This is a genomic window from Lichenicola sp. GTC18331 (genome assembly GCF_055386855.1).
The window spans coordinates 2,726,669-2,739,575 of record NZ_AP045015.1 but is presented as its reverse complement, the minus strand read 5'-3'; the positions used below and the strand labels follow the sequence as shown (position 1 = coordinate 2,739,575).

Annotated in this window: 12 protein-coding genes; 5 read left to right on the top strand and 7 right to left on the bottom strand. The window is 69.7% G+C overall.

The window, feature by feature from the left end; translation table 11 throughout:
- Positions 1–9 precede the first annotated feature (9 nt).
- Positions 10–1,353, bottom strand: coding sequence for an MmgE/PrpD family protein (locus ACZ5BM_RS12540; protein WP_498908392.1), 1,344 nt, complete (start codon positions 1,351–1,353; stop codon positions 10–12).
- Positions 1,354–1,366: 13 nt separating this feature from the next.
- Here ACZ5BM_RS12540 and ACZ5BM_RS12535 point away from each other — a divergent pair, with 13 nt between their 5' ends.
- Positions 1,367–2,113 carry an FCD domain-containing protein gene (locus tag ACZ5BM_RS12535; protein WP_498908390.1) on the top strand — a complete coding sequence of 249 codons (747 nt, stop codon included), beginning with the start codon at positions 1,367–1,369 and terminating at the stop codon, positions 2,111–2,113.
- Between the two features lie 7 nt (positions 2,114–2,120).
- Here the strand turns inward: ACZ5BM_RS12535 and ftsY are convergent, their stop codons facing one another.
- Genes ftsY through dapF form a run of 3 tightly spaced genes read right to left on the bottom strand, consistent with a single transcriptional unit; the run spans position 2,121 to position 5,208 of the window.
- The gene (gene ftsY, locus ACZ5BM_RS12530; RefSeq protein ID WP_498908389.1) at positions 2,121–3,074 is read right to left on the bottom strand and encodes a signal recognition particle-docking protein FtsY; all 954 of its coding nucleotides are present in this window, start codon (positions 3,072–3,074) and stop codon (positions 2,121–2,123) included.
- A gap of 14 nt (positions 3,075–3,088) precedes the next feature.
- Entirely contained in the window at positions 3,089–4,387 is a 1,299-nt protein-coding gene (gene mtaB / locus ACZ5BM_RS12525) for a MiaB/RimO family radical SAM methylthiotransferase (RefSeq protein ID WP_498908387.1), read from the bottom strand.
- Positions 4,384–5,208, bottom strand: coding sequence for a diaminopimelate epimerase (dapF, locus tag ACZ5BM_RS12520; RefSeq protein ID WP_498908386.1), 825 nt, complete (start codon positions 5,206–5,208; stop codon positions 4,384–4,386). The genes mtaB and dapF overlap by 4 nt, the downstream gene beginning before the upstream one ends.
- Before the next feature lie 464 nt (positions 5,209–5,672).
- Here dapF and copM point away from each other — a divergent pair, with 464 nt between their 5' ends.
- Together copM and ACZ5BM_RS12510 are read left to right on the top strand one after the other, a co-directional pair.
- Complete coding sequence (gene copM / locus ACZ5BM_RS12515) at positions 5,673–6,104, top strand: DUF305 domain-containing protein (RefSeq protein ID WP_498908384.1); 432 nt, start codon at positions 5,673–5,675, stop codon at positions 6,102–6,104.
- Positions 6,105–6,210: 106 nt separating this feature from the next.
- The gene (locus ACZ5BM_RS12510) at positions 6,211–7,746 is read left to right on the top strand and encodes an amidase (protein ID WP_498908382.1); all 1,536 of its coding nucleotides are present in this window, start codon (positions 6,211–6,213) and stop codon (positions 7,744–7,746) included.
- A gap of 42 nt (positions 7,747–7,788) precedes the next feature.
- Here ACZ5BM_RS12510 and ACZ5BM_RS12505 read toward each other — a convergent pair whose 3' ends face one another.
- A complete protein-coding gene (locus tag ACZ5BM_RS12505) occupies positions 7,789–9,366 on the bottom strand; it encodes a methyl-accepting chemotaxis protein (RefSeq protein ID WP_498908381.1) in 1,578 nt (525 codons plus the stop codon).
- 9 nt (positions 9,367–9,375) lie between these two features.
- Positions 9,376–9,696 (bottom strand): cupredoxin domain-containing protein, encoded by a 321-nt coding sequence (locus tag ACZ5BM_RS12500; protein ID WP_498908379.1) that lies wholly within the window; start codon positions 9,694–9,696, stop codon positions 9,376–9,378.
- Between the two features lie 145 nt (positions 9,697–9,841).
- On the opposite strand from ACZ5BM_RS12500, the gene ACZ5BM_RS12495 reads away from it, so the two are divergent.
- Complete coding sequence (locus ACZ5BM_RS12495; protein ID WP_498908378.1) at positions 9,842–10,051, top strand: hypothetical protein; 210 nt, start codon at positions 9,842–9,844, stop codon at positions 10,049–10,051.
- A gap of 168 nt (positions 10,052–10,219) precedes the next feature.
- Positions 10,220–11,992, top strand: coding sequence for a DEAD/DEAH box helicase (locus ACZ5BM_RS12490; protein ID WP_498908376.1), 1,773 nt, complete (start codon positions 10,220–10,222; stop codon positions 11,990–11,992).
- A 38-nt stretch (positions 11,993–12,030) separates the two neighbouring features.
- Here the strand turns inward: ACZ5BM_RS12490 and ACZ5BM_RS12485 are convergent, their stop codons facing one another.
- Complete coding sequence (locus ACZ5BM_RS12485) at positions 12,031–12,873, bottom strand: oxidoreductase (RefSeq protein WP_498908374.1); 843 nt, start codon at positions 12,871–12,873, stop codon at positions 12,031–12,033.
- Positions 12,874–12,907: the final 34 nt, after the last annotated feature.

Below are 12,907 nucleotides of genomic sequence, written 5' to 3'. Positions count from 1 at the left end.
CGAGACTCCTCAGCGCGGAACCGAGGCGCGCGCGATCTGCGACACGTCATCGAGCGTGTCGACCGCCCAACACGAGGCGATTAGCGCCGTGGCGCGGTCGCGTCCGAGCACCGGGTCGGCGAGCCCGTGGAATTTCGCCTCGAGATCGGCGTCGGCCATCGGGCGGGCGAGACTGCCGATCGCATGATCGATCGTGATCGAGCGCGCAGTGCCATCGTGCAGATGCAGCTCGATCCGGGCGGCATCGCTGTCGAGCCCGGGGTCGATGGTCGCCTCCACGCGATCGCGCAGGGCGATCACCGCCTCGTCCAGCACGCGATCGTCGCCGAACTGCATCTCGCCCGCCTCGCCGTCGATCAGGGCGACCGCGGCGCAGTGATAGACGCTGAATTTCCCTTCCAGGCCGGTGCGAGGTGTGCGCTTGCCGGTCAGTTCCAGCACCAGCGGATGCACGAACAGCTGCACCCGCGCGACGCTCGCCGGATCGATCCCCTGCCCGCGAAGCTGCACGCAGCCATCGATGGTCGGGTGGATGACGATGCCGCAGGCGAACGGCTTGTAGCTGTTGCCAAGAACCTCCCAGCGTTCGCCGAGGCCGGACGTGATCTCCTCGTAACGCCTTCCGGCGGACAGGACGTTGCCCCAGCCGCGCCTGGCCTCGATCGCCGAAACGGAGCTGGTGTAGCCGGCGTGAGCCAGAAGGGCCGCGGTCATGCCGTTCTGCGCCGCGCGGCCGGGATGAAAGCTCTTGGTCATGGTGCCGAACATCTCGCGCAAGCCCACCGGCTGGGTCGCAGCGAGCCCGAGCGCCCAGCACAGGCGTTCTTCGTCCAGGTTGAGCAGCCGTCCGATGGCGACGGCCGCGCCGAACACGCCGGCCGTGCCGGTGATGTGCCAGCCGATGTCGTAATGCTCCGGAAAAACGGCATTGCCGATCCGGCATTCGATCTCGACGCCCAGCGCCAGCGCGTCCAGCAGCGCCGCCCCGCTGGTCGGCCGGTGCTCGGCGAAGGCCAGCAAGGCGCTGGCCACCGGGCCGGCCGGATGGATCACCGTGCGCAGATGCGTGTCGTCGAAATCGAACACATGGCTGGCGATGCCGTTCAGCAGCGCCGCATGCAGGGCGTCGACACGCTCGCGACGGCCGAGAACGGTGGCCTCGGGGCGGCCTGCGAACGGAACCAGTGCACGGAGCGCGATTCCGACGGTCTCGTGTGCGCTGCCGCCGATCGCGCATCCGAGCCAGTTCAGAAAGGTTCTGCGCGCCTCGTGCCGCACCGGGTCCGGCAGACCGCCGGGCGGGAATTCCCGAACGAAGCGGGCGATGATCCGGGTCACGGCGGGCTGGGTCATGCGGAACTCCTCCATGACCCAAAATATTGTCTTATTGTCGACAATCTTCAATGCACTGGTGCGTTCGGCGACGGCATCGTACTCTGACGGCATGGAAAGCCTGTCCGAACAGATCGAGACCCTGCGAGCCAGAACGGTGGCGATGCTGGTTCGGGACGAGATCTTGCGGCAGATCAAGGCTGGAGATCTGCGGTCCGGCGATCGCCTGAACGAACTCGGCCTCGCCACCACCCTGCGGGTGAGCCGCGCGCCCGTCCGGGAGGCGATCCGTGGCCTGGAAGAAGCGGGCCTGTTGCGTCAGGAGAAGAATCGCGGCGTCTTCGTTCGGGAGGTTCCGCCGGAGGAGGCAGCGGAACTCTACGCGGTACGGGCCGGATTGTCGGAGATCGCCGGACGCGCGCTGGCCGGGCGACTGGACGGCCCCATGTTGAAGGAGCTCCGCGACCGCGTGGCGATGCTCGATGCGACGACGGACGTGGCCGACTACTACGCCCTCAATCTCGCGCTGCACGACCGGATGGTGGAGATGGCCGGCAACGGCACGCTGCTGGCGCTTTATCGCCGGCTGGTGGACCAGACCCATCTGTGGCGCCGTGGCAGCTTCGATGCAGGGCTGGACCAGTCGAGGCGAGAGCACCACGCAATCCTGGAGGCGCTGGAAGCACACGATCCGGTCGCAGCCGGGACACGCATGCGCGAACACGTCGAATCCGGCCACCGGCGCTCAGTCGCCAGCGCGCCGGAACCGGACGGCCGATAGGGAGCGGTCACTCCTCCGGCTGAAGCGATCCGGCCAGCTTCACCGTGTCGCCCACCAGACCGCGGGCGAACTCGCTGGCGGAGAACGGGCGCAGATCCTCCGCCTTCTCGCCGACGCCGACGGCATGCAGCGGCAGCTTGAAGGTCTCGGCCAGAGACACGACGATGCCGCCGCGCGCGGAGCCGTCCAGCTTGGTGACGACCAGGCCGGTGACGTCCACCAGCTCCTTGAACACGCGCACCTGTTCCACGGCGTTCTGGCCGGTGGTGGCGTCCAGCACCAGGATCACCGAATGCGGCGCGGTCTCGTCGAACTTGCGCAGCACGCGGATGATCTTGGCCAGCTCCTCCATCAGCGCGCCCTTGTTGTGCAGGCGGCCGGCGGTGTCGATCAGCAGCAGATCGGCGTTCTCGGAGCGCGCCTTGCGGAAGGCGTTGAAGGCGAGCCCGGCTGCGTCGGCATTGGGCGGCCCGGAAATCACCGGAACCCCGGTGCGCTCGCCCCAGACCTGGAGCTGCTCCACCGCCGCCGCGCGGAACGTGTCGCCCGCGACCAGGAGCGGCTTCAGCCCCTCCCGGCTGTAGTGCAGCGCCATCTTGCCGATGGTGGTGGTCTTGCCGGTGCCGTTCACGCCGACCACCAGCACCACATGCGGCTTCAGCTCCGGGTTCGGCACGAACGGGATCGCCACCGGCTCCAGCACGCGGGCGATCTCGGCCGAAAGCGCCTCGCGCACGTCGCGATCGGTGACCTCGTTGCCGAAGCGGGTGCGTCGGAAATTCTCGATCACGCGCTCGGCCACGGCAGGACCGAGATCGGCGCCGATTAGCAGCTCTTCCAGCTCTTCCAGCGCCGCGTCGTCGAGACGCCGATGAGTGAAGGCGGCGGCAAGGTTGGTGCCCAGCTTCTGCGTGGAGCGGGACAGGCCTTCCTTGAGGCGATTGAAGAAGCCGAGTGCCATGCGCGATCAGAACCTCAAGCGGAAACGGGCTGAACGGCGCCTGCCGGGGCGCCCAGCGGGGCAACGGCGTCGAGCAGATGGGCGGACACGCCGGACGCGTCGGCGGACAAGGCACGCGCGCGAACGAGCTGGCCGGGCTGCCCGGCCTCATGCTCGAACCGCACCGGCGCGAACTGCTCCGAATGGCCGCCGGTCGGCGTTTCCAACAGCACGTGCAGCGTCTGGCCGAGCAGCGCCTGGTGGAACCGGGCGGCGCTTTCGGCACCGGCCTCGCGCAGACGGGCGGCACGCTCGCGACGGACCGCGACCGGCACGGCGGGCATGCGCGCGGCCGGCGTGCCGGGGCGCTCGCTATACGGAAACACGTGCAGATAGGGCAGCGCGTGGGTGCGGACGAAATCGAGCGTTTCCGCGAACAAGGCGTCGTCCTCGGTCGGGAAACCGGCGATCAGATCGGCGCCGAAGCCGATGCCGGGGCGCAGACGGCGTGCACGCTCGACCACGCGAGCGGCATCCTCGGTCAGATGGCGGCGCTTCATGCGCTTCAGCACCATGTCCGACCCGGCCTGCAGGGACAGATGCAGATGCGGCATCAGGCGCGGCTCGTTCTCCACCAGACGCCACAGATCGTCGTCGATCTCGACCGGATCGAGCGAACTCAGGCGCAGGCGCTCCAGCTCCGGCACCAGTGCCAGAAGGCGGCGGCAGAGCTGGCCCAGCGCCGGCTGTCCAGGCAGGTCGGAGCCGTAGGAGGTGATGTCCACCCCGGTCAGCACCACCTCGCGATAGCCGCCGCGCACCAGAGCGCGCACCTGTTCCACCACGGCGCCGATCGGCACGGAACGCGACGGGCCGCGTCCGAACGGGATGATGCAGAAGGTGCAGCGATGGTCGCAGCCCTGCTGCACCTGCACGAAAGCGCGGGAACGGCCGGCGAACTCGGTGACCAGATGCGCAGCGGTTTCCCGCGCGGCCATGATGTCCGAAACGGCGTCGCCGGACGAAAGAGCGGCCTCGCTCCAGCTTTCCGGCCGGAGCTTGTCCTCGTTACCGAGCACGCGCACCACGCCGGGAAGCTGGCCCCAGCGCGCGGGATCGAGCTGCGCCGCGCAGCCGGTGACGACGATGCGCGCATCCGGCCGGTCGCGATGCGCGCGGCGGATCGCCTGTCGCGCCTGCCGCTCGGCCTCGGCGGTGACGGCGCAGGTGTTGACGATCACCACGTCGTCGAGCCCGGCGGCATGGCCGCGCATCACCTCGCTCTCGTAGGTGTTCAAGCGGCAGCCGAAGGTGAGGATGTCTGGCGCGCTCACGACACGAACGCCCCGGGATCGACGGTGCCGGCGAAGCTGACACGGGCGGGACCGGAGAGATGCACCCCGTCCTCGTCCCAGCGCACGCGCAGTTCGCCGCCATCGGCCAGCACGGTCACGTCGCGCCCGCACAGACCGCGACGGGCGGCATTCACCACGGCGGCGCAGGCGCCGGAGCCGCAGGCGAGCGTCAAACCGGCGCCGCGCTCGAACACGCGCAGGCGCAGACGATCCGGGGCGAGGACGGTGGCGAAGCCGATATTGGCCCCCTCGGCGAAAAGCGGGTCGCGCTCGAAGCGCGGTCCTTCGATGCCGGGGTCGAGACCGGGATCGAAGAAGGTGGCGTGCGGATTGCCCATGGAACAGCCGGCCGGATCGCCCGGCAGCGGCAGATGCAGCGTGTCGGCTTCGCGCGACAAGGGAACGTCCTGCCAATCGAGGCGCGGCGGCTCGAAACGGACCGTCACCTGACCGCCGCCGCCATCCGCATCGGCGGACAGGATGCGCGCGGGCAGACGCCCGGCGACGGTGCGGATGGTGCAGACGGCGCCGGGCACGCCCTTGCCCACCAGCCAGCCGATGCAGCGCGACGCATTGCCGCAGGCGCCGGACTCGGAACCGTCGGCATTGAAGAAGCGCACGAACACGCTGTCCGGCGCCGCATCGCGTTCGATCAGAACGAGCTGGTCGAAACCGATGCCGGTGCGCCGGCAGGCCAAGGCCGCCACGGTGCGCGGCGGGAGCGCGATCGCACGGTCGCGCGCGTCGAACACGACGAAATCGTTCCCCGCGCCGTGCATCTTGTGGAAATCGAGCTGCATGCGCGTCCCTATAGCGGAGCCGCCCCGGCGGAAACAAACGATTGCCGCGCGGGACGGCGTTGCGGGCGACGAACGCGTCCGTCCCGATGAAACCGGGCGTGGCGGCGGTCACGCGCAGGGGGCCGACGCTCCGGGGAGCAGACGCGCCGGGCGCCGTCCGTGACGGATCGCGCCCGAAACCGCTCGCGCATGACGCGCGACGCGGAGCCGTCGGAACGCGGCGCGGTCGCCATGAACCGTCGCGGCACCGGTGACCGTCGCGGCGATCCGGCGGCGGGGTGGACCAACCGTCTCCTGAACGTCGGCTGGCACCCCGTCGCCGCAACCGGCGGTTCTGCCAGGACGAGCCTGCCCGCGTCGTTCCGTCGGGCAACGGGGGAACGCCGAACCGGAGCGAGGGCGCGCCGGGTTGCCAGCCGTGCCGCGCCGGCCAAGGATGCGCGCCCATCGTTCGAGGATCCGCCATGTCCCGCTTCGCCTTCCGTCTGGGTGCTCCCCTGGTTCTGCTGCTGGGCATGGCCGGCACGGCGCTGGCCAATCCGGCCGCGGGCGGCATGGGCAACATGGTGCCGGGCTCGGCCGACGCGCAGATGCGCGACGGCATGAAGCGCATGCAGCAGGATATGCAGGACGCCACCATGACCGGCGACCCGGACCACGATTTCGTGGCGATGATGCTGCCGCACCATATCGGCGCGGTGGACATGGCCAAGGTCGAACTGGCCCATGGCAAGGACCCTGCCTTGTTGAAGCTGGCGCGCGGCATCGTCGCCGCCCAGGATCGCGAGATCGCCTTCATGAAGGCATGGCTGGCCGCGCACCCGGCGAACAAGGACGGGGACGCGAAGGCGATGCCCGGCATGGACATGGGCGGTAAGGACATGGCGGCGCACTAGGCCCGGCCGCCTTCGCCCCGTTTCGGGTCCGGGCTGCGGTCCGACGGGGTGCCGCGTCCCGGCCGGGGCGTACTCCGGCTCGTTTCCCCAGCCCGGATTCTCCAGCATGACCGCCGACATCGACCCGATCGAGACCCTGTCCGTCAGCGCCCTGCTGGCGGCGATGGAGGCGGGCCGGCTGCGTTCAGAGCGGATCGTCGCGCATCTGCTGCGGCGGATCGGGGAGATCGACCCGGAAATCCATGCGGTCCTGGCGATCGCCCCCGACGCGATCGAGCAGGCGCGCAACAGCGACCGGTATCGCGAGCGCCATCCGCCCCGCGCGCTGGAAGGCGTGCCGGTGCTGGTGAAGGACAATATCGAGACGGCAGGCGCGCTGCCGACCACGGCAGGTTCGCTCGCCCTGCTGGGCAACCGGACGAACCGGGACGCGCCGATCGTCGCCCGCCTGCGTGCGGCCGGCGCGGTGATCCTGGGCAAGACCAACCTGTCCGAATGGGCCAACATGCGCGGGGCGCGCTCGGTCAGCGGCTGGAGCGCGCTCGGCGGACAGACACGCAACCCTTACGCGCTGGACCGCTCGCCCTCGGGCTCGTCCTCCGGAAGTGCCGCAGCGGTGGCCGCCCTGCTGGCGCCGCTGGCGATCGGCACGGAAACCGACGGCTCCATCACCATGCCCGCCTCCGTATGCGGTCTGGTGGGGCTGAAGCCGACGGTGGGGCTCGTGTCGCGAAGCCGGATCGTGCCGATTTCCGCCAGCCAGGATACGCCGGGTCCGATGGCGCGCTGCGTCGCCGATGCGGCCCGGATGCTCGACGCGATGGCCGGGTCCGACCCGCTCGATCCGGCCACGAGGAAGGCGGATCGGCGGCGCACGGGCTACGCGGCGGCATTGGGCGCGGAACCGACGCTGTCCGGCAAGCGGCTCGGCGTGCTGCGCTTCCTGGCCGGTCAACATCCCGGCGTGGACGCCGTGTTCGAGGCCACGCTGAAGCGGCTGTCCGGGGCCGGGGCCGAACTGGTGGAGATCGCGACGGTCGAGGGCATGGAGCGGATCGACCGGGACGAGAATCTGGTTTTGCTGACGGAGCTGAAAGCCGGGCTCGCCGCCTATCTCGCCGACAGCCCGGTTCGGGACCAGCCGCAAACCCTCGACGAGCTGATCCGCTTCAACCTGCGGCATGCAGGCCGGGAACTCGCTCTGTTCGGACAGGAACTGTTCGAACGGGCCGAGGCGACGACAGGCGTGCGGGACCCGCTCTATCTCTCCGCGCGCGCGGAGAGCCTGCGTCTGGCCCGGAGGGCGATCGAAGAACCGATCGCCCGGTTCCGGCTCGACGCCCTGGTGGCACCCACCGCCGGGCCGGCCAGGCCGTTCGATCCTGGCCATGGCGAGATCGGCGTAAGAGCGGCCAGCACCCTGCCCGCCGTCGCCGGAATGCCGCATCTGACCGTGCCGATGGGAACGGTGTCATCTCTGCCGGTCGGCCTGTCGTTCATCGGAACGGACTGGTCGGAGGCAACGCTTCTTCGGCTCGGCGATGCGTTCGAAAGATTGCGCCCCGCCCCGCCGCGACCGCCCCTTCCGCCGACCGTGACGGGCAACGCCCCGGGACCGGATTGCGAACCGGATCGGAGGTGACCAGGAACCGGCGCGCCGACGCGCGAGCCGGTTCCGGGTATCTCAGGCCGCGTCGCGACGAACCTGCTGCAGGAACGATCCGACCTCGTCGCGCAGACGGCCGGATTCGCCGCTGACCGCCTCGGTGGCTTCCAGGACGCGCCCTGCGGCGGTGCGGACGGTGCCGGAAGCGACCGTCACGGTGGCGATGTTGGAGGAGACGGTTTCGGTGGCGCCGGACGCCCGGGCGATGCTCCCCTCGATATCGCGGGTCGCCGCATCCTGCTGTTCCACCGCCGCGCTGATGGAACCGCTCATGCGGCTGATCTCGACGATGGTGGCACCGATTCCGGTCACGGCGTCCGCCGCCTCGGCAGCGTTCTGCCGCATGGTCTCCACCAGGGTGGCGATCCCGTCGGTGGCAGTGGCGGTCTGCAGCGCGAGCTGTTTCACCTCCGTCGCCACCACGGCGAAGCCCTTTCCGGCATCCCCGGCGCGCGCCGCTTCGATGGTGGCGTTCAGGGCCAGAAGATTGGTCTGACGCGCGATGCTGCGGATCAGCTCCACGATGGAGCCGATCTCGTTTGCCGAACCGGTCAGCCCGGTGGCGATCACATCGGCCCGGTGCGCCTGATCCACAGCGGAACGGGCAACCGCCTCGGAGCGCGTCACCTGGCCGGCGATCTCGCGGATCGATGCCCCGAGCTGACGCGTCGCCGCCGCCACCGAACGAACGTCGCCCGTGGTCGCCTCGGCGGCATCGGCCACCAGACCGGCCTGCCGGCTCGTGTCTTCCGCCGACCGGGACATGGTGGTGGACATCTCGCGCATCTGTTCGGTGCGCTGCGTCAGTTCGCGCAAGGCCGCTTCCACCCGTCCTTCGAACTGCCGGGCGGCGTCGCCGAGCTGCTGCGCGCGCTGCTCGGCGCGCGTGCCCTGTTCGCGTTCGGCCGTGCGTTGCGCCTCCAGGGCAGACAGCGAGTCCGCGATGGAACGCTGCATGGCGCACAAAGCCCGCAGAAGAGCGCTGGTCTCGCTTCTGCCACGCACGTCGATCTCGTTGTCGAGACGACCGCCGGCGATCGCTTGCGCCACCGCGACGGCACGGCGGATCGGCGGAACGGTGGACAGGAACAGCACGGCCGCACCCGCCAGCATCAGCACAGCGGCGATTGCCAGCGTCAGCATCACGCGGTGATGCGCCTGATGCGACATGGCATCGGCCTGATCGCGCGCGTTCAGCCCGTCATTCGCGTAGTGCTGGGCCAGGCGCTGCATGGTGTGGTCAAGCTTGGCGATGTCCGCGCCGTTCGGCACGCCTGAGCTGGCGGCGAGTGCGCCGATCCCGGCGATGAGTTCCTCCGTCAGCGCCCTGGTCTTCGGCGACACCGATTGGTCCGACGCCACTTTCAGCCGGTCCAGGATCGGCTGCAGCTTGGACCGGTCGGACGGATTGTCCTCGTAGCGGGTGAAATCGGTGCGGGCCTGCCCGGCGAACAACATGCCCCGGAAGCTGTCATCGTACATGTTGATGGCGACGGCGCCCAGAGCCTCGTCCGAGCTGTTGGCGACCCAGCCTATGCCGCCGATGATCCCCAGAAACAGAAGGCAGACGGCCGCGATACGAACGCCGAGGGACATGGCCGGTCCTCAGCGAACGATGACGCGCATGCGCATGCCGGGCGTCAGCGAGCAGCGGATCGTGTATTCGCCGGCATTGACGAAATGGACCCGCAGCACCTTGCCCGGCTGCTGCAGACCCAGATCCTGCGGCTCGCCATCCTCGTCAGTGACGCTCAGATCGTGCGGGATGCCGTCATCGTTGCTCAGAAGCACCCAGTCGCCGCTGGTGACGGCCAAAGTCTGCTGGCTGAACACGTGGTTGGCCTGGCTGACCGGGATCTCGGATGCACGGGCTCCGGTGATGCCGGCGAAACACAGAAAGGCGGCGGCGGTGAGAAGCGGGCGCATCGGTTCGGGCTCCAGGCATCTGTTGCGATGCCGCAAAGCTGACCCACGGAGGTAAGGATTTGGTTAACAAACAGGTCCGAATAGCGAACAAACCGGCGATTGCCGCGTTGTGTGTCCGGAAACCCAGGTAGATCGGACCGGCGGTATGAATCAGACTTTGTTCTACCGGGAATGCCGCTACGTGATCGGCACCGAGAACGATCGCGGTCGCGAATGGACCATCTTTCCCGAGAACGGTCCGAGCGAGGGCGCGGAACGCGGCGTCGCCCGCGGCGAAGGGTTGCGCGGCTCATTCAAGGTCGCGGTACACACCGCCCAGGCGGCCATCGACCGCTGGATCGGCCCCGGCGCCTAGCGGAGCGCTGGTCGCGGGGGAGAACCGCGCGCGGTTTTCCTGGCCTTTTGCGGCAGGGCTCTCTATGTAGCGGCCTCTCGAACCGATTTCGACCGTCTGCCCGAACCGTTTGCCGCCATCGCGGCAAGGCGGTTCCGGGCCTGTCCGCCTCGATGGAATAGCTGCTTCATGCCCTTCCCCGCCACCCATCCTTCCCTGGCCAGCGCTCTCGCGGCTCGCGGCTACGAGGAACCGACGCCTGTTCAGCAGGCGGTTCTGCAGGGTGAAACCGAAGGGCGCGACCTGCTGGTGTCCGCGCAGACCGGCTCCGGCAAGACCGTCGCCTATGGCCTCGCTGCGGCGCCGACCCTACTGGGCGAGGAGGCCAGGTTCACCCGCGCCCAGCGTCCCCTGGCCCTGGTGATCGCACCGACCCGCGAACTGGCGGTGCAGGTGCACAAGGAACTGAGCTGGCTCTATGCCGATGCGGGCGCGCGCATCGTGCCCTGCATCGGCGGCATGGACGTGCGCCGCGAGGCGCGCGCGCTCGAGGGCGGCTGCCATATCGTCGTCGGCACACCGGGCCGTCTGTGCGACCATCTGTCGCGCGGCCGACTCGACCTGTCCGCCCTGCGCGTGGTCGTGCTGGACGAGGCCGACGAGATGCTCGATCTCGGCTTCAAGGACGAACTGGACCAGCTTCTCAGCGCCATGCCGCCCGAGCGCCGCACGCTGCTGTTCTCGGCCACCATCGCCCGCGAGATCGCCAACCTCGCCCGCAAATACCAGCGCGACGCCCTGCGCATCGACACCGTCTCGGGCGCCAAGCAGCACGCCGATATCGAATACCGCGCCGTCCTCGCCGCCCCGCACGAGGCTGAGCAGGCGGTGGTGAACGTGCTGCGCTGGTTCGAGAGCCCCACCGCCATGGTGTTCTGCTCCACACGCGAGATGGTGCGCCACCTCCAGTCGAGCCTGATGGAGCGCGGCTTCACCTCCGTCGCCTTGTCCGGCGAGCTGAGCCAGACCGAGCGTTCGCGCGCGCTGGAGTTGCTGCGCTCCGGCGGGGCGCGGGTCTGCGTCGCCACCGACGTGGCGGCGCGCGGCATCGACCTGCCCGGGCTGGAGCTGGTGATCCATGCCGCCCTGCCGACCGACTCCGCCACCCTGCTGCACCGCTCCGGCCGCACCGGCCGCGCCGGCAACAAGGGCACCTGCGTCCTGGTGGTGCCGCAGATCCGCCGCCGCAAGGCGGAGCAGCTGCTGATGGGCGCGCGCGTGCAGGCGCATTGGAGCTCGGCGCCGACCGCCGACGAGATCCGCGCCCGCGACGGCGAGCGCCTGCTGGCCGACCCGATCCTGACCGAGGAACCGACGCCGGAAGACCAGACCCTGGCGCAGTCGCTGCTGGCCGGCCGCACCCCGGAAGAGATCGCCGCCGCCCTGGTGCGCCTGTATCGCGCCCGCCTGCCCGACCCGGAAGAAATCCGCACCGTCCAGCCCGGTCCGGCGCCACGCCAGAGCACACGCGAGCCGGGAACGCAGAACCGCTACGAGCAGCGCGAGGCGCATCGCGAGCGTCACCCGCGCGTGGCGCAGGGCGGCGGCGAAGGCGTCTGGTTCGGCATGCCGGTCGGCCGCAAGGACAAGGCCGACCCGAAATGGCTGGTGCCGCTGATCTGCCGTCTGGGCGGCGTCACCAAGCGCGATATCGGCCTGATCCGCATCATGGACGCGGAAACGCGTTTCGAGATCGCCCCTGAGATGGCCGAGCGCTTCGCGAGCTGCATTTCCGGCGCAGAGGACGACGAGGTGCGCATCCAGCCGGCCTCCGCGCCGCCGTCCTCCGGCGGCACCCGTCGCAGCGACAGCACCGGCGCTCCGGTGCGTCGCGGCCCGCCCAGCGGCGACCGCCCGCGCAGCGCGTCGCGCACCACCTCGTCGCGCAAGCGCACAGGCTGAGCGGATCGGGGCCGGACACCAGACCGGCCCCGTTCTTTTCAATCGGGGAACGCGGTGGAGCGGGACAGCGCGGCCCAGGCGTCGATCTCGGCGCGCATCGCATCCAGCTTCCCGGTGACCAGCGTCAGCGCATCCTCGCCCAGCAGCAGCCGCGACGGCGGATCGTCCGAACCCACCAGCGTCAGCAACGCCTGCGCCGCCCGGGCCGGATCGCCAGGCTGGCGTCCGCTCTTGCTCCGGCGCGCGTCTCGGATCGGGTCCATCACCGCGTCGTAATCGGCGATCGAGCGTTCGGTGCGCTGCATGGAACGCCCGGCCCATTCGGTGCGGAACTGCCCCGGCGCCAGCGTCGTCACCCTGATGCCGAACCCGGCGACCTCCTTGCCCAGCGCTTCCGACACGCCCTCCAATGCGAACTTGCTGCCGCAATAGAACGCGATTCCGGGCATGGTGATGAAGCCGCCCATGGACGTGACGTTGACGATATGGCCGCGCCGACGCGCACGCATGCCGGGCAGCACCGCCTTCATCACCGCCACGGGGCCGAACAGATTGGCGGCGAACTGCTTCTGCAGATCCTCCAGCGAGGATTCCTCCAGCACCCCCTCATGCCCATAGCCGGCATTGTTCACCAGCACGTCGATCGGCCCGGCCACACGGTCCGCCTCGGCGATCGCGGCCGGGACGGCATCGTATTCGGTCACGTCCAGCCGCACCGCCCAGGCGCGGTCGGAACGGGCGGCGAAGGCGTCCGCATCCTCCTGCCGCCGCACGGTGCCCACCACACGGTGTCCGGCCGCGAGCGCGCCCTCGGCGAAGGCACGGCCCAGGCCGGAGCTGACGCCGGTGATCAGAAAGGTTTTCGCGGTCTCGTCGGTCATGGCAGCATCACTCCCCATCGCTTCAACTATATCA